This is a genomic window from Streptomyces cyanogenus (assembly GCF_017526105.1).
Classification (GTDB): Bacteria; Actinomycetota; Actinomycetes; order Streptomycetales; family Streptomycetaceae; genus Streptomyces; species Streptomyces cyanogenus.
Genome location: NZ_CP071839.1, coordinates 5,025,167 through 5,046,847, shown reverse-complemented (window position 1 = coordinate 5,046,847; position 21,681 = coordinate 5,025,167). Strand labels below are relative to the sequence as shown.

Annotated in this window: 23 protein-coding genes; 7 read left to right on the top strand and 16 right to left on the bottom strand. The window is 72.9% G+C overall.

The window, feature by feature from the left end; genetic code table 11:
* Window positions 1-29 precede the first annotated feature (29 nt).
* Together S1361_RS22715 and S1361_RS40365 are read left to right on the top strand one after the other, a co-directional pair.
* Entirely contained in the window at window positions 30-530 is a 501-nt protein-coding gene (locus S1361_RS22715; protein ID WP_208033639.1) for an NUDIX domain-containing protein, read from the top strand.
* 70 nt (window positions 531-600) lie between these two features.
* Window positions 601-894, top strand: coding sequence for a hotdog domain-containing protein (locus S1361_RS40365; protein ID WP_208033638.1), 294 nt, complete (start codon window positions 601-603; stop codon window positions 892-894).
* Between the two features lie 133 nt (window positions 895-1,027).
* On the opposite strand, the gene S1361_RS22705 is transcribed toward S1361_RS40365, so the two are convergent.
* From S1361_RS22705 to S1361_RS40360, 8 genes are all read right to left on the bottom strand, one after another.
* Window positions 1,028-1,918 (bottom strand): bile acid:sodium symporter family protein, encoded by an 891-nt coding sequence (locus S1361_RS22705; protein ID WP_208033637.1) that lies wholly within the window; start codon window positions 1,916-1,918, stop codon window positions 1,028-1,030.
* Between the two features lie 63 nt (window positions 1,919-1,981).
* Window positions 1,982-3,316, bottom strand: coding sequence for a Dyp-type peroxidase (locus S1361_RS22700; RefSeq protein ID WP_208033636.1), 1,335 nt, complete (start codon window positions 3,314-3,316; stop codon window positions 1,982-1,984).
* A 21-nt stretch (window positions 3,317-3,337) separates the two neighbouring features.
* On the bottom strand, window positions 3,338-4,273 hold the full coding sequence (locus tag S1361_RS22695) for a hypothetical protein (protein WP_243769267.1): 936 nt from the start codon (window positions 4,271-4,273) through the stop codon (window positions 3,338-3,340).
* An 85-nt stretch (window positions 4,274-4,358) separates the two neighbouring features.
* Window positions 4,359-4,892: a hypothetical protein gene (locus S1361_RS22690; protein WP_208033634.1), complete on the bottom strand. Its 534-nt coding sequence runs from the start codon at window positions 4,890-4,892 to the stop codon at window positions 4,359-4,361.
* A 175-nt stretch (window positions 4,893-5,067) separates the two neighbouring features.
* Window positions 5,068-5,268: an SCO3870 family protein gene (locus tag S1361_RS22685; protein WP_208033633.1), complete on the bottom strand. Its 201-nt coding sequence runs from the start codon at window positions 5,266-5,268 to the stop codon at window positions 5,068-5,070.
* A gap of 52 nt (window positions 5,269-5,320) precedes the next feature.
* The gene (locus tag S1361_RS22680) at window positions 5,321-6,064 is read right to left on the bottom strand and encodes a class I SAM-dependent methyltransferase (RefSeq protein ID WP_208033632.1); all 744 of its coding nucleotides are present in this window, start codon (window positions 6,062-6,064) and stop codon (window positions 5,321-5,323) included.
* A gap of 76 nt (window positions 6,065-6,140) precedes the next feature.
* On the bottom strand, window positions 6,141-6,674 hold the full coding sequence (locus tag S1361_RS22675) for a flavoprotein (RefSeq protein ID WP_208033631.1): 534 nt from the start codon (window positions 6,672-6,674) through the stop codon (window positions 6,141-6,143).
* A gap of 146 nt (window positions 6,675-6,820) precedes the next feature.
* Complete coding sequence (locus S1361_RS40360) at window positions 6,821-8,371, bottom strand: EamA family transporter (RefSeq protein WP_425087064.1); 1,551 nt, start codon at window positions 8,369-8,371, stop codon at window positions 6,821-6,823.
* Between the two features lie 79 nt (window positions 8,372-8,450).
* On the opposite strand from S1361_RS40360, the gene S1361_RS22660 reads away from it, so the two are divergent.
* On the top strand, window positions 8,451-9,341 hold the full coding sequence (locus tag S1361_RS22660) for a LysR family transcriptional regulator (protein WP_208036723.1): 891 nt from the start codon (window positions 8,451-8,453) through the stop codon (window positions 9,339-9,341).
* Between the two features lie 21 nt (window positions 9,342-9,362).
* On the opposite strand, the gene S1361_RS22655 is transcribed toward S1361_RS22660, so the two are convergent.
* Window positions 9,363-10,247: a helix-turn-helix transcriptional regulator gene (locus S1361_RS22655; RefSeq protein WP_208033630.1), complete on the bottom strand. Its 885-nt coding sequence runs from the start codon at window positions 10,245-10,247 to the stop codon at window positions 9,363-9,365.
* Between the two features lie 306 nt (window positions 10,248-10,553).
* Between S1361_RS22655 and S1361_RS22650 the strand changes: the two genes are divergently transcribed.
* The gene (locus S1361_RS22650; protein WP_208033629.1) at window positions 10,554-11,966 is read left to right on the top strand and encodes an MFS transporter; all 1,413 of its coding nucleotides are present in this window, start codon (window positions 10,554-10,556) and stop codon (window positions 11,964-11,966) included.
* 197 nt (window positions 11,967-12,163) lie between these two features.
* Here S1361_RS22650 and S1361_RS22645 read toward each other — a convergent pair whose 3' ends face one another.
* The gene (locus S1361_RS22645) at window positions 12,164-12,994 is read right to left on the bottom strand and encodes a M55 family metallopeptidase (protein ID WP_208033628.1); all 831 of its coding nucleotides are present in this window, start codon (window positions 12,992-12,994) and stop codon (window positions 12,164-12,166) included.
* An 88-nt stretch (window positions 12,995-13,082) separates the two neighbouring features.
* Here S1361_RS22645 and S1361_RS22640 point away from each other — a divergent pair, with 88 nt between their 5' ends.
* Complete coding sequence (locus tag S1361_RS22640) at window positions 13,083-13,355, top strand: hypothetical protein (RefSeq protein WP_208033627.1); 273 nt, start codon at window positions 13,083-13,085, stop codon at window positions 13,353-13,355.
* A 196-nt stretch (window positions 13,356-13,551) separates the two neighbouring features.
* The gene (locus tag S1361_RS22635) at window positions 13,552-15,339 is read left to right on the top strand and encodes a phosphatidylglycerol lysyltransferase domain-containing protein (RefSeq protein WP_208033626.1); all 1,788 of its coding nucleotides are present in this window, start codon (window positions 13,552-13,554) and stop codon (window positions 15,337-15,339) included.
* On the opposite strand, the gene S1361_RS22630 is transcribed toward S1361_RS22635, so the two are convergent.
* From S1361_RS22630 to S1361_RS22605, 6 genes are all read right to left on the bottom strand, one after another.
* On the bottom strand, window positions 15,334-16,032 hold the full coding sequence (locus S1361_RS22630) for a hypothetical protein (RefSeq protein WP_208033625.1): 699 nt from the start codon (window positions 16,030-16,032) through the stop codon (window positions 15,334-15,336). The genes S1361_RS22635 and S1361_RS22630 overlap by 6 nt on opposite strands.
* Before the next feature lie 98 nt (window positions 16,033-16,130).
* On the bottom strand, window positions 16,131-17,570 hold the full coding sequence (locus S1361_RS22625) for a sensor histidine kinase (protein ID WP_208033624.1): 1,440 nt from the start codon (window positions 17,568-17,570) through the stop codon (window positions 16,131-16,133).
* On the bottom strand, window positions 17,571-18,296 hold the full coding sequence (locus S1361_RS22620) for a response regulator transcription factor (RefSeq protein ID WP_208033623.1): 726 nt from the start codon (window positions 18,294-18,296) through the stop codon (window positions 17,571-17,573). It abuts the gene before it with no gap.
* 131 nt (window positions 18,297-18,427) lie between these two features.
* On the bottom strand, window positions 18,428-19,000 hold the full coding sequence (locus S1361_RS22615; RefSeq protein WP_208036722.1) for a CE1759 family FMN reductase: 573 nt from the start codon (window positions 18,998-19,000) through the stop codon (window positions 18,428-18,430).
* A gap of 20 nt (window positions 19,001-19,020) precedes the next feature.
* Window positions 19,021-20,112: an LLM class flavin-dependent oxidoreductase gene (locus S1361_RS22610; protein ID WP_208033622.1), complete on the bottom strand. Its 1,092-nt coding sequence runs from the start codon at window positions 20,110-20,112 to the stop codon at window positions 19,021-19,023.
* A gap of 120 nt (window positions 20,113-20,232) precedes the next feature.
* Complete coding sequence (locus tag S1361_RS22605; protein ID WP_208033621.1) at window positions 20,233-21,123, bottom strand: NADP-dependent oxidoreductase; 891 nt, start codon at window positions 21,121-21,123, stop codon at window positions 20,233-20,235.
* 135 nt (window positions 21,124-21,258) lie between these two features.
* Between S1361_RS22605 and S1361_RS22600 the strand changes: the two genes are divergently transcribed.
* Window positions 21,259-21,663, top strand: coding sequence for a winged helix-turn-helix transcriptional regulator (locus S1361_RS22600; RefSeq protein WP_208033620.1), 405 nt, complete (start codon window positions 21,259-21,261; stop codon window positions 21,661-21,663).
* The last annotated feature ends 18 nt before the right edge of the window (window positions 21,664-21,681 follow it).

Sequence of the window (21,681 nt, the reverse complement as noted above, 5' to 3'; positions counted from 1 at the left end):
ATCAACCGGCCGACGAAGGGACACAACCCGTGGCTCAGCGGACAACCGACGACCAGCCCACAGCTCTCAAGCCCGCCCTCGAATCCATGACTCTGCTGGTCGCCGCCGTCATCGTCCACGACAAGGCCACCAACCGCGTCGTCCTCCTCCAGCGCAGCCAGAACGCCAAGTTCGCACAGGGTATGTGGGACCTGCCCGTCGGCAAGAGCGAGCCCGGCGAGCCGATCACCGAGACCGCCGTACGCGAGCTGTACGAGGAAACCGGCCTCACTGTGAAGCCTGAAGCCCTGCAGGTCGCCCACATCATCCATGGCGCCTGGGGAGTCGAGGCACCCAACGGCTTTCTCACCGTCGTCTTCGCCGCCCACGAATGGACCGGCGAACCAGAAAACCGCGAGTCGGGCAAGCACGCCCAGGTCTGCTGGGTTGACGCCGGTGCCATCCCGGAGGAATTCGTGGACACCACCGCCAGCGCTCTGCACCGATATCTCGCCGATGGTCCGCAGGTGTCGCTGAACGGCTGGAAGTAAGCACTCGAGGCCCCCCCACGCCGACTGGCTTCGTACTTCATGCCTGGCTGCCACGGCGAACCGCTTCAATGTGCCGCGCCTGCGCGGCAGCTGGTATGTCGGCCTGACCGTCTCCCTCCAGATGCGCTATCACCGCCCGGTCCCGCTGGAAACACCCCTGCGCATCCTCGCGCGCGTCACCGGCACAGCCGACCGCAAGATCTCGGTGAGCGGTTCGTTCACCAGCCGGGCAGCCCCTGACACAAGCCTCGTCACGGCTGACGGAACCTTCGTCGGCCCCGACCCGCACCGCGCCCGTGCACCCTCTGGTGAACCGGTCCACCAGGGCACACCCAGGGCACATGAGCACGGGAAACGGCGTTGACCCGTGAAAACTGCCGAGGAGAGTTCGCGCAGGTCAACGCACATTTCACCGAGAAGCCCCAGGTCAGCATCCTGCCCCTCCCATTCACGAGGCAGGACTTCAGTCATCGGCTGCATGAGGCGGGGCATCAGCCCTATTGCCTTGTGTGGCCCTGAGCCGCGCCTGGGGCGTCGCGTCCTCGGCTGAGGAGGGTGGCGATCGGGAGGGCCGCCGTCAGGCCGCTCAGGAGGATCGCGGCGAGGGCGCCCAGGACGGCGGGCTGGTCGGCGAAGGCCAGGCCGATGGCGGCCAGAGCGGGGCCCGCGTTGCGCACCGAGGCGACGCCTCCCATGGTGGTGCGGCGTGCCATCGGGCCGCTGGCCAGCAGCGTGCCCGCGGCGAACGCGAGCACCGCGAGCAGGAATCCCGCGAGCAGGGCCAGTGAGCCGAAGAGGGCGGCGACGTCCTGCCAGCTGCCCAGCAGCATGCCCGCCAGCACGATCAGGAACGTGACGTTGGAGACCGCGGTCGCCCCGGGCTGCCACGACTGGGCGGTGGGCTCGGCGTAGCGGCGCAGGAGCAGGCCGACGGCGAACGGGACGAGTTGCAGCAGCGCCACCGTCCGTACCAGTGCGCCGACGTCGAGGGAGACCTCGGTGCCGATGTCGGCGGCGGCGAGGATGGCGTTGGCGGTGGGCGCGAAGGTGAGGCTGCCGACGGAGGCGAGCAGTACCTGCATGGCCGCGCCCGCGACGAGGTCGCCCTGCTGCACCGCCGCCAGCTTCGCCCCGAAGGGGCCGCCCGGGGACGAGGCGATCAGGACGAGGGCCACGAAGGAGGCCGAGGGGAGACCGAACAGCGCGCCGATGCCCCAGCCGAGCAGCGGGACGACCACCATGTTGGCGATCAGTGCCGGCAGCAGGAGGGGGACGTCGGTGAAGACGCCGCGCAGTGCCGGGACGGTGGCTCGCAGACCGGCGGCGAACATCGTGGCCGCGATGAAGACGACGGTGACCGCGTTGAGGACGAGATGCAGGGTGTCCATGGCGCTTCCCCTCAGGCGACAGCCCGCCTCGCGGGCGTACCACGGCCCGCGCCGCCGCGCCGTTCAGTCGCGCAGGTCCCCGAGCCAGCGCAGGGCGGTGAGACCGGGCAGGAAGCAGTACTCGCCTCCTCGGGTGGTGACGAACCGGGGCAGCGCGGCCAGTCGGCGCCGCACCGGCCGCCGGGGAATGGTGTAGCCGGTCTCCTCGTCGGCGGCTCCGACGACGGGGTCCCTCACGTTGCCGGCTCCGAAGAAGACGCCGTCGTTCATCCACTCCGACTGGACGAACTCGAACTGCCGGCCCAGGTGGGCGCCGATGAACGCGAACATCAGGCCGCGGTCCACACCGTCGTCCTCCAGTACCCCCTCGGGCAGCGGCGGGCCGTAGACGGCGCCGCGCCGGATCATGCGGTGGAGCCGGACCTCCCCGGCCACCGAGGCGTCGCGCGGGTTGGCCCGGCGGATGTGGCAGCCGCCGGGGGTGAGGAATCCGGTCGGGTCGTTCTCCTCGTACAGGAAGGTGTTGCGGCGGTGCGGGTCGGTGCCGAGGGCCGGGTCGTCGTGCCGCGGGGCGAGGGCCAGCGGGGCACCGCTGCGCCAGCGGCCCATGATCTTGGCCGCGATCAGTTCCTCGTCCTCGGGCCCCGTGGCGTTGTCCCGCAGGTAACGCCTGAACGCGGCGGCGTTCTGGTGGAGTTTGCGGAAGACCGCGTAACTGCCGTTGCGTCCCAGCACATCCGGCTGCGGCGCCTGGACACCGCCGAGCTCGTCCGGGTAGCCGAGGACGAACTCCCCGCTCTTCAGGGGCACCTCCAGCTCGTTGGACCCCGGGATGCCGCTGCCTTCGACGGCCGGATGGCTGACGCCGTCGAGGTAACCGAAGTGTTCCTTCTCGGTGGGCAGCGCGTAGCAGTCCTGCCGCCAGATCGCCGTCACGCCGGGGAGGCGGTCGTAGGCGGGGCGGGCGCGGTCGATGGCCGCCTCCAGGCGCGGGGGGTCGGGGGCGACCGCCGTGATCACCACATGGACGTCGTGCGTGCCGAGCGGTGCCTCCCACTGCTGCGGACTGCTCGCTCCCTCGTCGCGCAGCGCCCGTGCCCGGGCCGCCATGCCCTGCCGGAACTCCCAGGCGAAGGTGTCCAGCGAGGAGCGTGGCACCCCCAGTGCCGCCAGGCCCCAGTACGTGACGGCGACACTGACCCAGGTGTCCCCGAGGGGGCTGGCGGTGTCGGCGGCGGAGGTCGCCACCGCGCTCGTCCGCCGCATCAGCTCCCGGCCCTGGGAGCGGTCGTCGATGCGGAAGACCAGGTACGTCGCCGCGTAGGGGGTCGGCCGGGAACTGAGGACCCCGCGCTGGATGTCGTCCAGCTCCAGTGTGACGTCCGCGGGTGCGCTCACCTCGGCCTCCCTGGGGCATCGCTACGAGACGAGGTTGCGCCAGAAGTTGCGCAGGCTGTCGTCGGCGCCGAAGAGCGTGCTGAAGATCGTCGAGTCGGCCAGCAGCACGTCCGCCGCGCGGTCTCCGCTCGGCGGCATCCACAGGAACATGTTGAACTCGGTGTTCCCCTCCTCGGTGAACGGATGGGGCCGGGACAGGTCGATCGGCTGCCGGGCCAGCACGTGGATGTCCTTCGGCTGGTCGGTCGTCACCGCGTAGTGCGGCAGGTGCATGTGGAAGTTGAAGTTCGTGACACCGTTCAGCCATCCCCTCTCGTCCAGGTCCCCGACGGTCGACAGAGGGGCGATCCGCTTGTCCTCACCGGTGGCGGGGCGCAGTCCGTACCGGTTGACGACCGGCACCCCCAGGCCCTTCATCACGTCCCTGACGTAGGTCGCGAACCGCTGCTGGCGAGGGACCAGGGGGTCGCCGTGGTGGCGGTGCTCCACCTCGCGCACGGACAGGTCGTCCGACGCGCCGACGTCGTGGTGGGGCCCCAGCACGAGGCGGGCGTCCTCCCGGGCGAGGAAGGACCGCAGCGCCTCGATCTCGCCGGGCTCGGCCTCCTGGCCGGTGACCATGTGGTCGAGTCCGAAGACGAACAGCACGTCCGTGTCGGCCAGCACCCGTTCGTCGAGCGGTGTGCGGAAGCCCGCCTGGTCGATGCGCTGGTAGACCGGGACGGTATGTCCCGTCACCTCCTCGACGAAGTCCTGGAACGGCACCCAGGCCCAGAAGAACAGCTCCAGGGAGCCCGCGATGGTCTGCTGGAACCGGTACGGGTCGGACCACTGCGGGTCCTCGTAGGCCGGCCACGCCACCCGCCTCACCTCGGTCAGCGTGGAGAACCGGTTGTCCAGCTCGGCCGGGTTCCGGCCCGCCTCGGCGGGATAACTCCACGAGACGTAGATGCTCACGCGTCGCCCCGCGGGGGTGTACGTCCGGGGAACGTGCCTCTGGTTGTAGGTCCGCGCGGTTTCGGCCCCGCTCATCGCCCAGCCCTCACTGCATCTGATCGAGCATCTCCGACAGAGCGCCCCTGATCCGCAAAGCCTTCTTGATCTCGTCCGCCGTCACGTACGGGTACTCGCCGTACTCGATGAAACTCGGACAGTGGTGTGCCCGGACGAACCTGACGAACGCCTCCGGGTTGGTCCGCCAGTCCTCCGGGAAACCTTCCAGGTGCTCGAACGCCGTGCTCACGCCTGCTTTCGAGAAGAGCGCGACGGCGTCCTCGGTGTACTTGTCGAAGTCGGTGTCGAAGATCCCCTGGTACATGAAGCGCGTGTCGTCGTCGAAGAGGACCCAGCGCAGGTAGTGCAGCTTCAGGGGCGCGAGAAGGTACGGATCCTGTTCCAGCGCCTCGGCCAGCGCATAGCCGTACTGGCGCATCGCGTCGGCGTGGCCGGGCTTGACCGGTGCGACGATGGTGAACCCGTAGCACGCCGGAGTCCTGGGAAAGACCGGCCCGTACTTCCCCTGTTCGAGATGGTCCGTCTCCTTGGGGAGGACGACCGCCTGAGGCTTGATCTCCATGCCCGCTCCTCCCGCCATCGAGTGGCCGGTACGGATCCATTCTGCTGCCCGGCCGGGGGGCGCGCCCGCTGGGCGGGAGGAGATCAGGTCCTGCGCGGCGGCGGCTGCTCAGGCGGTCCGCTCGCCTGTTCCGGGTGAGGGGCGCACCCGGCGTGGCCGCCCCTCCCGGCCTGGCTCAGTTCGCGTGGGGCCGGCCGTCCCGCACCCACGCCACCAGGACCAGGGCGGCGGTGACGTACATGACGACGCTGAAGGTGGCCACGGACTCCACGTACTGCTCATAGCCCGCCGAGCGCAGTTGCAGCGCGAGCGAGCCGAGCGCCGTCCCCAGCGCGGCGGTGGCGGCGGACACGGCCACGAACGGTGCCTTGGTCATGGGCACTTCCTTCCTCACCTGACAAGTGATCAGGCCCGAGCGTACTCCTTCGTCACTGGTCGGCCACGATGAGCCGGTAACCGACGTCGAGGGATGCGAGCGTGAGCAGCTCGGCGTAGCGGGTGTGCCAGCGGCCGGTCCTCACGTCGTCCGCGAGCCGGGTCAGGCCCGGCGCGAGTGCGGCGTCGCCGGTCTGGGCCAGCATGGAGATCCCCGCACGCACGTGGGGGTCGAGGTAGGCGTGTGGGCGGCGCCAGTACGCGGCACCGAAGCCGTCGACGCAGTCGTGCGGGACGTGGACCGCTTCCTGGCGGCCCCCGCCGAGCAGGTCGATCAGCCGGTCGGTGGGGACGGCCCGGCTGTCGTCGAACGCGGCTGCCTCCGGGAGGTAGTCCCGTACGAGCCAGAACCGCTCGCGGAAGACGTGCTGGTCCCACGTGAGGACGACGACGCGGCGGCGGGCGACCCTGCGCAGCTCTCCGATGCCGGCCGCCAGGTCGGCCCAGTGGTGCACGGTCAGCAGCGCCATGACGGCATCGGTGGCGTCGTCGCGCAGCGGAAGGTGCTCCGCGACGGCCTGCACCGCGGGAGCGGAACCCGGCGGACGCTGGCCGATCATGACCCGGCTGGGTTCGACCGCGAGGACCGTCTGCGGCGGTTCGTACGAACCGGTGCCCGCTCCGACGTTGAGCACGTCCGCCGCGTCCCCGATCGCCGCGCTGATCCGGGCGGCGATCCGCGGATCGGGCCGGCGCGTCCGGGCGTACGTCGCGCCGAGTGTGTCGTAGACGGCCATGGCGGTCAGTATGCAGGGCGCCCGCGGTCGGCGTCGGCCCAACAGCCCTGTCAGGGCTCACCGTTCGGGCGGCGTGTCAGCGCACGCGGTCGAGCAGTTCCAGGGCCTCCTCCCAGCGGAAGCGGTCGCCCGTCCCGGAGTCGTACGGTTCCTGGGAGCCGATCAGGACGCCCATCGACCGCAGCCGCTCCAGGCTCTGCCGGTAGGCGGGGTGGGCGGCCTGGGCGGCGTTCAGGCAGGGCAGGGCGACCGTCGGGATGCCCATGCCGTACGCCTCGCACAGGATGCCCAGCGCGAGGGTGTCGGAGATCCCGGCGGCCCACTTGTTGAGGGTGTTGAAGGTGGCCGGGGCGACCGCGATGGCGTCCGCGGGCGGCAGCGGGCGCGGGTCCCCCGGCCTGCGCCAGGCGGAGCGGATCGGGTAACCGGTCTGTGCCTCGACCGCCTTGGCGTCGATGAAGCCGAGGCCCTGGGGTGTGGCGACGACACCGACGTCCCAGTTCGCCTCCTGGGCGACGGTGATCAGTTTGCCGACGTCGGGGGCGATGCCGCTCGCGCAGACGACGACGTACAGGAAGGGTTTCTTGTCCGGGGCGGTCGGCTCGGTCACGCGGGCACTCCCAGTCGGCGGCTGATGCGGCGAGGTTCCGGCAGGTTACGTCGGCGGTGCCGGCAAGGGGAGCCGGGTGCGTGCTCACCACCGCGGGCCCTTCACGTGCCCTCGGGCACCGCACGGCGGCCGGCGGCTCCCGCGGCTCAGGCCTCGGCGGCGTGGGCGACCGTGATGTGGTGGTCCCGGCCGGGGGTCTCCAACTCGTCCACGGCCGCAACCGCCAGGTCCTCCGCGCTGATCCAGGAACGGCCGTCGGGCGCGGTCAGGAGGGTGGTCGTACCGCGGCGGTAGCGGGCGGTGCGCGGGCCGGGTTCCAGGACGGCCGGGGGGCTGAGGTAGACCCAGTCGGTGTGGGGGTGGGTCCGGCAGGTGCGGAGCTGGGCCACTCCCGCCGCCGCGACCGGCTGCCACTGCGCCGGAACGTAGACGGGGTTGTCGGCCACGAGGACGTCGGGGGCGCCGGGGCTGCGCAGGGCACCGGCGCCGCCGATCACCAGGACGCGGATGCCCAGCCGTGCGGCCGCGTCCAGAACCGTCCGGGTGGTGGCGAGCAGGAAGTCCTCGTCCACGGGATGGGTGCGTACGGTCAGCACGGCGGCGTCCGCGCCCGAACCCGCCAGCGCCCTGTGGACGGCGTCCGGGTCGTTCGCGTCGACCGGGACAGGCGTCACGCACGGATGCTCGCTCGTCGGCTTGCGGGACAGGGCCAGGACCTGGTGTCCACGGGCGGCGGCCTCGGCGGTCACCCGGCCGCCGACCATGCCGGTGGCGCCGAGGACGGCGATGGTCAGGCGTGGGCTCATCGGTGTCGATCCCCTTGTCTTCGTGGGCTTCTTCGGTGGGTCCAGTTGTGCGGCGAGCATGGCTGTGAGGGCCAGGGCGAAGCCGGCCGTCCGGAGCGGGCTCAGGGACTCGCCCCGGAGCGTGCCGATGACCGTGGCGACCAGCGGCGAGAGCAGGACGAGCGGGGCGGAGGCGCCGACCGGGAGGCGGGCTATCCCACGGAACCAGAGCGTGTACGCGATCAGGCCGCCCATGCTGCCGAGCCACAGGTAGCCGACGGCCGCACCGGCGTCGATCCGCGGCGGCAGCCCCTCGACCGTCAGTGCCGGCAGGAGCAGGAGCAGTCCGCCGGCCGTGAGTTGCCAGGCGGCCAGGGTGAGCGGGCCCGCGCCCGGGGGACGGCCCCAGCGCTTGGTGAGGACGACCCCGGTGGCCATGGCGGCCGTGCCACCGAGGCCGGCGAGTACGCCGACGGCGTCCAGGCGGGCCTGCGGGCCGAGGACGACCAGTCCGACGCCGGCCACGCCGAGCACGCCCCAGGCCCAGCGCCGGACGGTCGGCCGGTCCTGGAGCACCGGGACCGCGAGGGCGGCGACCAGCAGTGGCTGCGTGGCACCGAGGGTGGCGGCGACCCCGCCGGGGAGTCGTTCGGCCGCCAGGAACAGCAGCGGGAAGAGGACGCCGATGTTGAGCGCGCCGAGGACGCCCGCCTTCCACCACCAGGCGCCCTGCGGGAGGGCACGGGTGAGCACCAGGCCGAGCAGCCCGGCGGGCAGGGCGCGCATGAGGCCGGCGAACAGGGGGTGGCCGGGCGGGAGGAGCGCGGTGGTGACGACGTAGGTCGTGCCCCATGCCGCGGGGGCGAGGGCGGTCAGGAGGACGGTTGCCGCTCTGTCGGCGTAGGCAGGCATGTGACGAGTCTCGGCAGTGAACCGGTCATGCGTCCAAGACATGCTTGCCATCGCAGCCATGCACGAGAACGATGGATGGGTGGACCTCCAGCAGATGCGGTACGTCGTCGCCGTCGCCGAGACCCGTAACTTCACCCGTGCCGCCGAGCGGTGCTTCGTGGTGCAGTCCTCGCTCAGCCACCGGATCGCCAATCTGGAGCGGGAGTTGGGGGTACGGCTGTTCGCGCGGTCCAGCCGGCGGGTGGAACTCACCGGTGCGGGCGAGGCGTTCGTGGCCCGGGCGCGGGAGGCCCTGGCCGCCGCGGACCTCGCCGTGGCCGACGCGGCCGCCGCGAACGGGGTGGTACGGGGGCGGCTTTCCGTCGGCGTGATCGTGACCGCAGCCGCCGTGGACGTACCGGAGCTGTTGCAGCGGTACCGGGCCCGGCACCCGGAGGTCCGGGTCATGCTCCGCTCCGGGCGCAGTGACGAACTGGCGGCGGGCATCCGGAACGGGGACGTGGACATCGCCTTCCTCGGGCTGCCGGAGGGCGAGCTGCCCTCCGGGGTGGAGAGCGTGGTGCTCGACCGCGACGAGCATGTGCTGGTGGCGGCGGCCGGACACCGGCTGGCCGGGGCGGACCGGGTCACGCTGGAGGACATCGCCGGCGAGACATTCGTGGACTTCGTGGCCGGGACGCCGGCCCGGGCCCAGTCGGACCGGGCGTTCGCCGCGGCCGGCCTGGCCCGGGACGTCGCGTACGAGGCCGGGGTCGTCGAGCTGATCACCCGGCTGATCGCGCGCGGACTCGGCATCGCGCTGCTCCCCTCGGCGTTCATCCGCCCGCTGGCCGCCGCCGACCCCGGCCTGGCGCTGGTCCCGGTGGTCGACGGACCGCGCCGAGCCGAGCACCTGGCCTGGAGCCGCTTCGACCCGAGCCCGGCCACCCGCGCGATGCTCGACGTCCTCGGGGTGCGGCCGGGGGCGTAGGCCGCCGGACGACGCGGGTGGTCAGTGCGCGTCCAGGGTGGGCCGTTCCGGCTCGGTGGGGGCCGTGGTGGCGGCCAGGAGACGCAGGGCCGCGTCGGAGGGGGTGCCCGGCTCGGCGGTGTAGGCGATGAGGCGCTGGTCCGCGGTGCCGGGCAGGCACAGGTTCTCGAAGCTCAGCTCCAGGGTGCCGACGGCCGGGTGGTGCAGGGACTTGGTCCCGGAGGTGCAGGTGCGGACCGGGTGCCGGGCCCACAGGGCGGTGAACTCGTCGCTCTGGATGGACAGGTGGCCGATCAGTTCGGCCAGGGCGCGGTCGTCGGGGTGCCGGCCGGCGACCAGGCGCAGGGAGGCGACCGCGAGGTGGGCCTCCTCCTGCCAGTCGGTGTACCGGGCCCGGTAGCGCTCGTCCAGGAACAGCATGCGGACGAGGTTGGGGCGGGCGGCGGGGGTGTCCGGGCCGTCCCACGGCAGGTGCGGGGCGAGCAGGGCGTGGCCGAGCCGGTTCCAGGCCAGGACGTCGCTCCGCCGGTCCAGGAGGAGTGCGGGTACGTCCGTCATGGCGGCGAGCAACTGGCGGGCCGACCGTGTCGCGTGGGCGGCGCGGGTCGCGGGCGGGCGGCGCCGGGCGGCGGGCCGGGCCAGGTCCCTGAGGTGGGCGGTCTCGTCCTCGGTGAGCCGGAGGGTGCGGGCGATGGCGTCCAGCACGGAGTCGGAGACGCCGGCCGCGCGGCCCTGTTCCAGGCGGGTGTAGTGGGTGATGCTGACGCCCGCGAGCAGGGCCAGTTCCTCGCGGCGCAGTCCGGCGACCCGGCGGCGGGCCGGCGCGGCCGGGAGGCCGACGTCCTGCGGCCGCAGCGCGGCACGGCGGGACTTCAGGAAGTCTCCCAGCTCGGACGACGCGTCCATGTCTGCCTCCGGGGAAAGGGGCGTACGCCCTCCGGGTGTGCGGCGGTCGTCGTCCATCCTGCCCGGCGGACGGCGGGAACGGGATGCCCGAGGGTGGTCGTGCGATGACCACCCTCGCGGGGGCCGGTCGCACGGGGGTGCTGGCTGGGGCGGCCGGCACGGAGGAGGTTCATGACCGTCAGCTTCGCCGTACGCCGGTGACGTGGCCGCACGCCGACCGCTTCGCCGCACGCCGGTGACCTGGCCGTACGCCGGCCGCCAGCCGCACGCCGGTGACTTCCGCCGAACAGAGGGGACCGTCTCGTCATGTCCGTCGCAACCGCCCGCCCGGACGGCGCATCCGCCGCCCTGACCCCCCGGCTCCGCCTGGTGCTGGTGCTGCTGCTCGCGGCCCAGTTCATGCTGGCCGTGGACTTCTCCATCCTGAACGTGGCCCTGCCGGTGATCGGTGCGGGCCTCGGTTTCCCGCTCGCCCGTCTGCAGTGGATCGGCACGGCGTTCGCCCTGTGCGCGGCCGGGTTCACGCTGCTGTTCGGCCGGGTCGCCGACCTCTTCGGCCGCCGCCGGCTGTTCCTGGGCGGTCTGGTCGTCCTCGGTGCGGCCTCGCTGGCGGGCGGGCTGGCGCGGAGCCCGGAGGTGCTGATCACGGCCCGGGTGTTCCAGGGGCTGGCCACCGCCGCGGTCACCCCGGCCGGTCTGTCGCTGCTGACGACGGCCTTCCCGGAGGGCCCGCTGCGGGAGAAGGCGCTCGGCCTCAACGGGGCGCTGATGTCGGCCGGTTTCACCACGGGCGCGATCCTCGGCGGGCTGCTGACCGACCTGCTGTCCTGGCGCTGGGCGTTCTTCGTCAACGTACCAGTGGCGCTCGCCGTGCTCCTGGTCGCGCCCGCGGTCATCGCCGAGTCCCGGCCCGCCGAGCGGCCGCGGCTGGACGTGCCGGGGGCGGTCACGGTGACGCTCGGGCTGCTGGCGGTGGTCCTCGGGCTGACGCAGGCCGGTGAGCGGGGCTGGGGCGCGCCGGTCGCGCTGCTGCCGCTGGCGGCCGGGCTGGTGCTGCTGCTGGTGTTCGGGGCGGTGGAGCGCCGGGTGTCCGCGCCGCTGGTGCCGCCGCACGTGCTGGGCAGGCGGTCGGTGGCGTGGGGCAACCTCGCCGGTCTGGTCGCGTTCCTCACCGAGACGTCGCTGGTGTTCCTGCTGACCCTGTACCTGCAGGAGGTGCTCGGCTTCTCCCCGCTGGCCGCCGGGTTGTCCTTCGGTGTGCTGGGTGCGGGGACGGTGGCCGGCGGTGCCCTCGCCCCGCGGTGGATCGGCAGGTTCGGCGCCACCCGTGCGCTCCTGGCCGGCGGGCTCGGCCAGGCCCTGTTCACGGCGGCCCTGCTCGGGCTCGGCACCGGCCGTTCCTCGCTGTGGCTGCTGCTGGCCGCGACCTTCGCCGGCGGTGTGGGCAACATGCTGGTCATCGTCGGGTTCATGGTGACCGCCACCTCGGGTCTCGCCGACCACGAGCAGGGTCTGGCGACCGGGCTCGCGACGATGACCCAGCAGATCGGCATCACCATGGGCACGCCGGTGATGAGCGCGGTGGCCACCGCCGCGATGACCGGTACGGGGGCCCTGGCCGTCCTCGGCGGCCTGAAGACGGCGATCGCGCTGAACGCGGCCCTGGTGCTCCTCGGCACCCTGACCAGCGCGCTGTTCCTGCGGGAAAAGGCCCGCTGACCGGCAGATCGGCGGGTCCGGGAGGCAGTGGCCCGCCGATTCGGTCGAAGGGTTCGAAGTCGGCCCGGTCGCCCGTGGCCGAGGTCGTAGGGGTGCACGAAGGCGGCGGCGGGCGCGGCCGGGAAGCCGCGGCCGCCGACGGTGTGGGTCACGCGCGCAGCCGAGCCGCGGGCACCGACGACGCCCGCCGACGGACGTCAGCAGTACGGCGGCTGGTTGGTGAGGGAGGCCGCCACCCGCATCCACACCCCGAACTGCCGGTACAGCGCGGGCAGCGGGCCGGTCGCCCGGACCGTCCGGGCGTCCTCGGCGGTCACACCGGGGATGCCGAGCAGGGTGGCGGCGACCGAGGCGGACTGCCAGCGGACGGTGAGGGTCGCCTCGGCGGCGGGCGGTGCGGGGCGGGCCGGGGACGGGGTCAGCGCGCGGGTGACCGCCTCCGCGATGGCCTCCCGCGCCTCCGCCTCCGGCCGCAGCTCGGCCGCGAACCGGTCGTGGGCGTACTTCACCGGGACGGTCTCGACCGAGGGGTCCCACTCCGTCATCTCCGCGCACGCCGCGTCGTCACCCGTGAGGGCCACGACCGGCACGCCGAGGGCCGCCGCCGTGGCGTGGGCGAGGCCGATCTCGCCGACCGGGCGGCCGTCCAGCCACATGTCCTCGATCTCGTGGCCCATGAAGCTGTGGCTGAGCACGCCCAGCGCGCCGGCCCGGGCGTGGTAGCCGACGCACAGCGCCGCGTCGTACTCCCCGGTCAGGCCCTCCAGCATGCCGAGTCGCTTGGGCCTGCCGCGCACCAGGCGGGCCGCCGGGTGCAGTGCCTCGGGGAGCAGGTTGCGCATCGGCCCGTGGGCGTCGTTGACCAGGACGCCGGTCGCGCCGGCAGCCAGCGCGCCGCGTACGGCGGCGTTGACGTCCTCGGCCATCATGGCGCGGCCCCGCTCGTAGTCCCGGCCGCCCGGCTGGACGTCGTCGGCGTCCACCAGCCCGGTGACGCCTTCCATGTCGACGCTCACGTATATCCGCACGGCGTCGACCCTAACCGACCCTACGTATTGTAGGTTCCCAACCGCCGTCGGCCACCGGGCGGTTACACGTCTGTTCAACGGGGGACCCATGCAGGACACCACTCAAGCGGAGCCCGGTACGCAGGTGTGCGCGCGCAGTCTGGCACCGACGCTGACCCTGCTCGTCGTCAGCCTGGCCATCGCCGCCGTCGGCGTGTACGAGCTGTGCGGCTTCGGACTGCACAGCCTGGACCGGCGCCCCCACCTGTTCAGCGACGGCCTCGCGACCGGCGGGGTGATCGCGGCCACGGTGGCCGCCGGCGCGGCGGTGGGCAACCTGGCCTGGCACCTGGCCGCGGCCCGCCGGGGACACGGCGACTGAGCACGGACGGCGGTGGGCCGAACCGGTGACCGAGCGGACGCGGTGACGAGCGGATCCGGTGACCGAGGCCGGTGACCGGGCGGGGCCGGCGGATGAGAAGCTGTGCGGCGGCTGTGCAGAACTCCACCCCCGGTTTACCCTACAAGCTGTAGGGTCTGCGATGCCCCGTCCCCGTCCCCAAGGGTGACCCGTCAGCATGCCCGCACAAGAGACGACCCTGATCCCGCCACCGGTTCCCGCTCCCCGCACCCCCCGCCGTGGCATCCGCTTCCTCCCGACCCCGCTGCGCGACCACCCCGGCGGCCGGCGGCTGCGCACCCGCGCCGCCACGGCCACCGTCTGGTACCTGCGACTGCTCGCCGTACTGAACATCGCGGCGGTGGTGTCCCTGCCGTTCCGCGAGGAGGTGCACGAGCACAACGCGGGCCAGTACTTCACCCCGTACCTGGCCACCGCCGGCCTGGTCTCGGCGGCCCTCGCCCTGTTCCTCGCGGTGGTGATGCGCCGCCGCAAACGCGCCGCCTGGCTCTTCAACCTCCTCCTCGCCGGCCCCCTCCTCGGCCTCTACGCCGTCGCCCTGACCCACGCCCCCTACCGCGAGCACGCCTTCAACTGGGTCTCCACGGCCTTGACCGGCCTGTTCGTCGCCGCCCTGCTGCTCGGCCGCCGTGAGTTCGACGCCATCGGCGACCGCTCCAACCCGCGCCTGGCGCTCGCCGTCGGCGTGGGCGGCACCCTCGTCAGCGGCGGCCTCGGCACCCTGCTGGTGCACACGACGAACAAGGTCACCGGGGCCGCCCTGAAGGACGAGATCGCCTACACCCTGCTGCGCGGCATCAGCGTCGGCCCGCTCGCCGACCGCGTCCCCGCCGTCCACGCACCCCGCTGGGCGGACATGACCGTCAACGTCCTCATGGCCGCCACCTTCCTGCTGGTCCTGTACGCCTGCTTCCGCGCCCCGCGCGGCGCCCGCCTGCTGGCCGAGGAGGACGAGCGCAGGCTGCGCGACCTGCTGGACCGGCACGGCGAGCGCGACTCCCTCGGCTACTTCGCGCTGCGCCGCGACAAGTCCGTCATCTTCTCCCCCAGCGGCAAGGCGGCCATCGCCTACCGCGTCGTCGGCGGGGTCAGCCTCGCCTCCGGCGACCCGCTCGGCGACCTGGAGGCCTGGCCGGGCGCCATCGACGCCTGGCTCGCCGAGGCCCGCCGGCACGCCTGGACCCCGGCCGTGATGGGCGCGAGCGAGGAAGCGGGCACGGTCTACGCCCGGCACGGCCTGGACGCGCTCGAACTGGGCGACGAGGCGATCGTGGACCTCGCCGACTTCACCCTGGAGGGCCGGGCCATGCGCGTGGTCCGCCAGGCCCACAACCGGGTCCGCCGGGCCGGCTACACGGTCCGCGTCCGTCGCCACGAGGACATCCCCGCCGAGGAGATGGCGGTCCTCGTGGAGCGCGCCGACCACTGGCGCGACGGTGCCACCGAACGCGGCTTCTCCATGGCCCTCGGCCGCCTCGGCGACCCCTCCGACGGCCGCTGCGTGATGCTGGAGTGCCGGGACGCGAACGGCGAACCCCGCGCCCTGCTCAGCTTCGTCCCCTGGGGGGAGCGCGGCCTCTCCCTGGACCTGATGCGCCGCGACCGCGCCTGCGAGAACGGCCTGATGGAGTACATGGTCGTCGAACTCCTCTGCCAGGCGAAGGAGTTGGGCATCGACCGGGTCTCGCTCAACTTCGCGATGTTCCGCTCGGTCTTCGAGCGCGGTGCCCGCCTCGGCGCGGGCCCGGTGCTGCGCCTGTGGCGCTCGGTCCTCACCTTCTTCTCCCGCTGGTGGCAGATCGAGTCCCTGTACCGCGCCAACGCCAAGTACCGGCCCGTGTGGGAACCCCGTTTCCTGCTGTTCGCCAAGAGCAGCGACATCCCGAGGATCGGCCTGGCGAGCGCCCGCGCGGAGGGCTTCCTCACCCTGCCGGGCCGCTCATAACCTCCCGGGCCGGAGGACCGGCGGCGTCACGGAGCGGGCGGCGTCACTGGGGAAGTAGGTGTCGCCGCTGCCGTCCGTCCACCCGGAGTCGTAGGCGCAGGGCGCGGTGGCGTCGCCGGTGAAGTACTGCCGGTCCGGGAACCAGGTGAAGGACATCCGCTCCGTCCCGCCGTCCCGCTGCACGTACAGCGACCAGTCCGTGTCCCTCCCGCCCTTCCCGCCCTTCCCGCCCTCGCGGTACGACGACACCTCCCAGCCGTCCTCCTCCAGCCGCCGGTGCAGCCGGCGCAGACCGGGGACGGCCTGGCTCGCGGGCACCTCGTCCAGCGCCCAGTCGTGACTCATCCGGTAGGCGCCGTCGATGGTCTTGTCCTCCAGGCCCAGCAGCCCTCCGTCGTAGCAGTACCCGGCGTCCAGCGAGTTCCTCGCGTCGACGCCGATGCGTCCGCCCCCCGGCGGCACGGTCCGGGTGAACCCCAGGACCCCGTACGCCTCCTGGGAGTGCCGGACGGCGCGGTCCGCCATCTCCTCGGGCGCGGCCCGGGGCAGGTCCCGCGGGGAGTCCCAGGTGAGCCGGATGAGCAGTGCGACGACGGCGACGAACACGAGCCCGGCGCAGCCGAGGCAGCCGAGGCCCAGGGCACGGGCCCCGGACGCGGCGGGTGGAGCGGTGGGTGCGGTCTGCTCGGACATACGGCGACGGTAGGACGGCAAGGGCCCCGGCCGGATGCGCACACCTACGGCCACCGGGTAGGTACCCCTACTCAACGTCGGGCGTCGCGCGTACCCGGTCAGGTGCCGGTGCCGCCGCCCGGGACGTATCCGCCGCCCACCGTGAACCCGATGACCGCGCCGCCGCCCTCCCGGCGGAAGGCGAAGGGGGCGCCGCCATGGGCCATGGCGATCTCCCGGACGATGGACAGGCCGAGGCCGGAGCCGGGCAGGGAGCGGGCGTCGGCGGCGCGGTAGAAGCGGTCGAAGATGCGGACGAGGTCGCCCTCGGCGATCCCGGGCCCCCGGTCCAGCACTTCCACCCGTACCGTGCCCGGCCGGGCCGGCCCGGTGACGCTGACCTCGATCGGCGCCTTGCCGTCCCGGTCGAACTTGGCCGCGTTCTCCACCAGGTTGGAGATGGCCCGCTGGAGCATCCCGGGCCGTCCGTCGGTGGTCGTGTCACCGGCGGCGTGCAGCACGACGTCCCGCCCGGTACGGCGCCGGGCCAGCCCGACGACGTCCTCGGCGAGGTCGGCGAGGTCCACCCGCTGGGGCGGCTCGTTGTCGGACTGTCCGGCTGCGAGGTCCACCAGCTCGTTGACGAGGTCGGTCAGCTCCCGGGCCTCCTGGGAGAGGTCGGCGACGAGCTCCTCCCGGGTGGCGGGCGGGAGTTCGTCGATCCGCCGCAGCAGCGAGATGTTCGTGCGCAGCGAGGTGAGCGGCGTCCGCAGCTCGTGGCCGGCGTCCTGCACCAGCCTGCGCTGGTCCTCCTCCGACTGCGCGAGCCGTCCCAGCATCCGGTCGAAGGCGCGGCCCAGCCGCCCCACCTCGTCCAGCCCGGCCACCGGGACCTGGATGCCCAGCTGCCGGGTGCGGGCGACGTCCTCGGCGGCGGAGGTGAGGATCACCAGGCGCCGGGTGATCCGCCGGGCCAGCCACCACCCGAACAGCCCGGCCGCCACCACGACCGCCGACATCACGATCAGCGTCCGCTGCTGCAGCGCCCGCAGCAGGTCCTCGGTGTCGCTGAACTCCTGCGCGACCTGGACGGCGCCCCGCCCCTGGCCGAGCGAGACGGTGGCGATGCGGAACAGGTCCGCGTCCACCCGTACGTCCTTGTGCTCCACCACGCTCCCGGCCGTCCACGCGAGGGCCATGGCCCGGTCCCGGGAGGTGACCGGCAGCACCGGGCTGCCGTGGTCCATGATCTGCCCCTGCGCGCCCAGCACCTGCACGTCGGTGCGGGCGGGGCGGACCAGGTCGTGCCCGGGGCGGGAGGAGGAGAAGTCGTCGGGGCCCATCGGGTGCTGCCGCACCTCGTCCTGCACGTCCTGCACGACCTGCGTGAACACCGACTGCTGGTCCACGCGGACGAGCCGGGCGGCGGAGTTGTACGACAGGATGCCGACCAGGATGGTGACGGCGGCGGTGACGGCCGCGAAGGAGACGGCGAAGGTCGTGCGCAGGGAGACCAGCTTCGGCCGGGGCCCGGCCGGCAGCCGCCAGCGGCGGCCCACCTAGTCCTCCCGCAGCACGTAACCCACGCCCCGCACGGTGTGGATCAGCTGCGGAGCGCCCGGCTCGTCCAGCTTGCGGCGGAGGTAGCCGACGTAGACGGCGAGGTTCTTGGAGCCGGGGCCGAAGTCGTACCCCCAGATCCGGTCGTAGATCGTGGAGTGGTCGAGGACGATGCCCGCGTTGCGGGCCAGCAGTTCCAGCAGCTCGAACTCGGTGCGGGTCAGTTCCAGCTCGCGCCGGCCGCGCCAGGCCCGGCGGGCCTGGAGGTCCATGCGGATACCGGCGGCCTCCACCTGCCGGTCGGAGACCTGTGCCTCGCGGACCGGTCCCTCGGGGGCGGCGGCGCCGGCGGGCACCGGGCTGGTGCGGCGCAGCAGCGCGCGCAGCCGCGCGAAGACCTCCTCGACGTCGAACGGCTTGACCACGTAGTCGTCGGCGCCGGCGTCCAGGCCCGCGATGCGGTCGGCGGTCTCCACGAGGGCGGTGAGCATGAGGATCGGGGTGCGGTCGCCCTCGGCGCGCAGCACCCGGCAGACCTGGAGGCCGTCGATGCCCGGCATCATCACGTCCAGGACGAGGACGTCCGGCGGGTTCTTGTGCGCCTGCGCCAGCGCTTCCACGCCGTCGGCGACCGCCGTCACCTGGTACCCCTCCAGCGTCAGGGCCCGCTCCAGGGCATGACGGATGGCGCGGTCGTCTTCAGCGAGCAGCACAGTCTGGGGCACGCCCCCAGTGTGCCAAGCCCTCCGGCGGTCCGACCGGCCCCGATGGACCTGCGATCACCCTTTTTACCGCCCTCTCACCGTCACAGGCCCGACCCCACCCACCCGCGAGCCGGGTGGGTGGGTGGACGGGGTCAGCGCTGTAGCGCCGCCAGCTGTTCGGCGAAGGGCACCACCGTGTCCTCGTCCCCGCGCGGGGCCAACGGCATGAGCGCGGCCAGCTCGGCCGCCGCCCGTTCGATCCGCGCGGCCAGCCCGTCCGCGCCCCAGTCCTGGGACGCCGCGTACACCCCGGTCGGCACGACCACGGCCCGCAGGTAGGCGAACAGCGGCCGCAGCGCGTGCTCCAGCACCAGCGAGTGCCGCCCCGTACCCCCGGTCGCACCGATCAGCACCGGCTTCCCGGCCAGCGCGTCCTTGTCCAGCACGTCGAAGAACGACTTGAACAGCCCGCTGTACGACGCGCTGAACACGGGCGTGACGACGATCAGTCCGTCGGCCCCCGCCACCGCGTCCTGCGCGGCGGCGAGATGCTTGCCCGCGAACCCGTTGGTGAAGTTGTGCGCGATCTCGACGGCGAGCTCACGCAGCTCCACCACCTCGAGGGCCACCGGCGTCTGCCGGCCGACGGCGGCGGCCAGCCGGTCGGCGAGCAGCCGGGTGGAGGACGGGATGCTCAGTCCCGCCGACACGACGACGAGCTTCATGCGGTCGTTCATGCGGTCGTTCATACGGTGGCCGCCTCCTTCTCCTTCGCGGCGAGCAGCGACTGGTGGGTCGGCGCCTCCGGCACGTCCGCCGGGCGCCCCTTCGCGAACTCCTCGCGCAGCACGGGCACGACCTCCTCGCCGAGCAGGTCGAGCTGTTCCAGCACGGTCTTCAGCGGCAGCCCCGCGTGGTCCATGAGGAACAGCTGGCGCTGGTAGTCACCGGCGTACTCGCGGAAGGACAGGGTCTTGTCGATCACCTGCTGCGGGGACCCCACCGTCAGCGGGGTCTGCTCGGTGAAGTCCTCCAGTGAGGGCCCGTGGCCGTACACCGGCGCGTTGTCGAAGTACGGCCGGAACTCCTTCACGGCGTCCTGCGAGTTCTTCCGCATGAACACCTGGCCGCCCAGGCCGACGATCGCCTGCTCGGGCGTGCCGTGCCCGTAGTGGGCGTACCGCCTGCGGTAGAACTCCACCATCCGCTTGGTGTGGTCGGCGGGCCAGAAGATGTTGTTGTGGAAGAAGCCGTCGCCGTAGTACGCGGCCTGCTCGGCGATCTCCGGCGAGCGGATCGAGCCGTGCCACACGAACGGCGCCACGTCGTCCAGCGGACGCGGGGTGGAGGTGAAGCCCTGCAACGGCGTGCGGAACCTGCCCTCCCAGTCCACGACGTCCTCGGTCCACAGGCGGCGCAGCAGGGCGTAGTTCTCGACGGCGAGGTTGATGCCCTCCCGGATGTCCTTCCCGAACCAGGGGTAGACCGGCCCGGTGTTGCCGCGGCCCATCATCAGGTCGACGCGCCCGTCGGCCAGGTGCTGGAGCATCGCGTAGTCCTCCGCGATCTTCACCGGGTCGTTGGTGGTGATCAGCGTGGTGGACGTGGAGAGGATCAGCTTCTCCGTCCGCGCGGCTATGTAGCCGAGCATGGTGGTCGGGGACGACGGCACGAACGGCGGGTTGTGGTGCTCACCGGTCGCGAAGACGTCGAGCCCGACCTCCTCGGCCTTCAGCGCGATGGCGACCATGGCCTTGATCCGCTCGCGCTCGGTCGGGGTCCGCCCCGTGGTGGGGTCCGGCGTGACGTCGCCGACCGTGAAGATCCCGAACTGCATGGTCGCTCACCCTCCAGGTTGTTGACCGTTCAACTACACCCCTCCAACGGTCACCCCACCCCGGGTATTCCGCCCCCTCCCCACCCCTTCCACCGGCGCCTTCCGGGGACTTTCCGGCCGCTACGGCACCAGCACCAGCCGTCCCCGCACGCCGCCCTCACCCAGCCGGGCGTGCGCCTTCGCCGCCTCCTCCAGGGCATAGGTCTCGGCCACCCGAAGGGTCAGCACCCCCTCGTCCACCAGCCGCACCAGCTCCGCCAGCTGCACCCCGTGCGCGGCCACCTCCACGGCCCCGGTCCGCACCCCGCGCACCGACCCGGGCTCCGCCCCAGGGTGGACCCCGACGTACGCGCCCCCGTCCCGGACCCACTCCAGGGCCGCCTCGCCGAGCACCGCCGCGTCCAGCACCGCGTCCACACTCCCCGGCGGCACCCCCTCGGATGTGAAGTGCGCGGCACCCAGCGAACGCACCAGTTCCTCGTCGCCCGCGCGGCCCTGCCCGGTCACCTCGATCCCCCGGTGCGCCGCCAGCTGCACCGCGAACCCGCCGACCGCCCCCGCCGCCCCGGTCACCAGCAGCGACCCGCCCGGCGCGAGAACCAGCAGGTCCAGCGCCTGGAGCGCGGTCAGCCCGTTCAGCGGCAGCGTGCCCGCGTGCACGGCGTCCACCACGGCCGGCGCCTTCGCCACCGCGTCCGTGTCCACCACGACGTACTCCGCGTGCGCCCCCAGCGGGCCGGCCACCCCCGCCACCAGCGCCACCACCGGGTCGCCGACCTGCCAGGCCGCGGCCGCACCGACCGCGTCCACCGTCCCGGCCGCGTCCCAGCCGAGCCCGAGCGTCTTGCCGGCCCCGCCGAAGAAACCGGCGCGCACCCCCGCGTCCACGGGGTTCAGCGCCCCCGCGGCCACCTTGATCCGCACCTGCCGCGCCCCCGGCTCCGGCACCGGCACCTCCGCGATCTCCACCGCTTCCGGCCCGCCGAACGTCCTCACCACAGCAGCACGCATGACAACTCTCCCTGAATGAACGGCACTTGCAGATGCAGCGGCCCGTTTCCGGCCGCGACACCAACCGTAGGAGAGGTACTATCCATTCGTAAGTAGTTACCTGAGAGTGCGTAGCTGCCCCGAAGGGAAGAGCCCATGGCCACCATGACCGCCGCCCAGCGCCGCGAACAGGCCCGCGCCGACTACGACGCCTTCCTGCGCAGCTGCCCCACCAACCAGCTCCTCGGACGGCTGAGCGACAAGTGGGTCAGCCTCGTCGTCGCCGCCCTGACTCCCGGCCCCCTGCGCTACAGCGACCTCAGCCGCAAGATCGCCGGCGTCAGCCCCAAGATGCTCACCCAGACCCTGCGCGCCCTCGAACGGGACGGCATCGTCAGCCGCACCGTCACCCCCAGCGTCCCGGTCCGCGTCGACTACGCCCTCACCCCCCTCGGCGCCAGCCTCGCCGGCCTGCTCACCGCCGTGAAGGACTGGGCGGAGACCCACTTCGACGAGGTCCGCACGGCCCGCGAACGCTACGACGCCGACAACCCCGCCTGACCGGCACCGAGGGACGGC

Bases quoted from the DNA above. Each gene is read 5' to 3' on its own strand.
- S1361_RS22705 (WP_208033637.1), bottom strand. From the start codon at position 1,918: ATGGACACCCTGCATCTCGTCCTCAACGCGGTCACCGTCGTCTTCATC.
- S1361_RS22690 (WP_208033634.1), bottom strand. From the start codon at position 4,892: ATGGAGATCAAGCCTCAGGCGGTCGTCCTCCCCAAGGAGACGGACCAT.
- S1361_RS22685 (WP_208033633.1), bottom strand. From the start codon at position 5,268: ATGACCAAGGCACCGTTCGTGGCCGTGTCCGCCGCCACCGCCGCGCTG.
- S1361_RS22680 (WP_208033632.1), bottom strand. From the start codon at position 6,064: ATGGCCGTCTACGACACACTCGGCGCGACGTACGCCCGGACGCGCCGG.
- S1361_RS40360 (WP_425087064.1), bottom strand. From the start codon at position 8,371: ATGCCTGCCTACGCCGACAGAGCGGCAACCGTCCTCCTGACCGCCCTC.
- S1361_RS22655 (WP_208033630.1), bottom strand. From the start codon at position 10,247: ATGGACGCGTCGTCCGAGCTGGGAGACTTCCTGAAGTCCCGCCGTGCC.
- S1361_RS22650 (WP_208033629.1), top strand. From the start codon at position 10,554: ATGTCCGTCGCAACCGCCCGCCCGGACGGCGCATCCGCCGCCCTGACC.
- S1361_RS22640 (WP_208033627.1), top strand. From the start codon at position 13,083: ATGCAGGACACCACTCAAGCGGAGCCCGGTACGCAGGTGTGCGCGCGC.
- S1361_RS22635 (WP_208033626.1), top strand. From the start codon at position 13,552: ATGCCCGCACAAGAGACGACCCTGATCCCGCCACCGGTTCCCGCTCCC.
- S1361_RS22630 (WP_208033625.1), bottom strand. From the start codon at position 16,032: ATGTCCGAGCAGACCGCACCCACCGCTCCACCCGCCGCGTCCGGGGCC.
- S1361_RS22615 (WP_208036722.1), bottom strand. From the start codon at position 19,000: ATGAAGCTCGTCGTCGTGTCGGCGGGACTGAGCATCCCGTCCTCCACC.
- S1361_RS22610 (WP_208033622.1), bottom strand. From the start codon at position 20,112: ATGCAGTTCGGGATCTTCACGGTCGGCGACGTCACGCCGGACCCCACC.
- S1361_RS22605 (WP_208033621.1), bottom strand. From the start codon at position 21,123: ATGCGTGCTGCTGTGGTGAGGACGTTCGGCGGGCCGGAAGCGGTGGAG.
- S1361_RS22600 (WP_208033620.1), top strand. From the start codon at position 21,259: ATGGCCACCATGACCGCCGCCCAGCGCCGCGAACAGGCCCGCGCCGAC.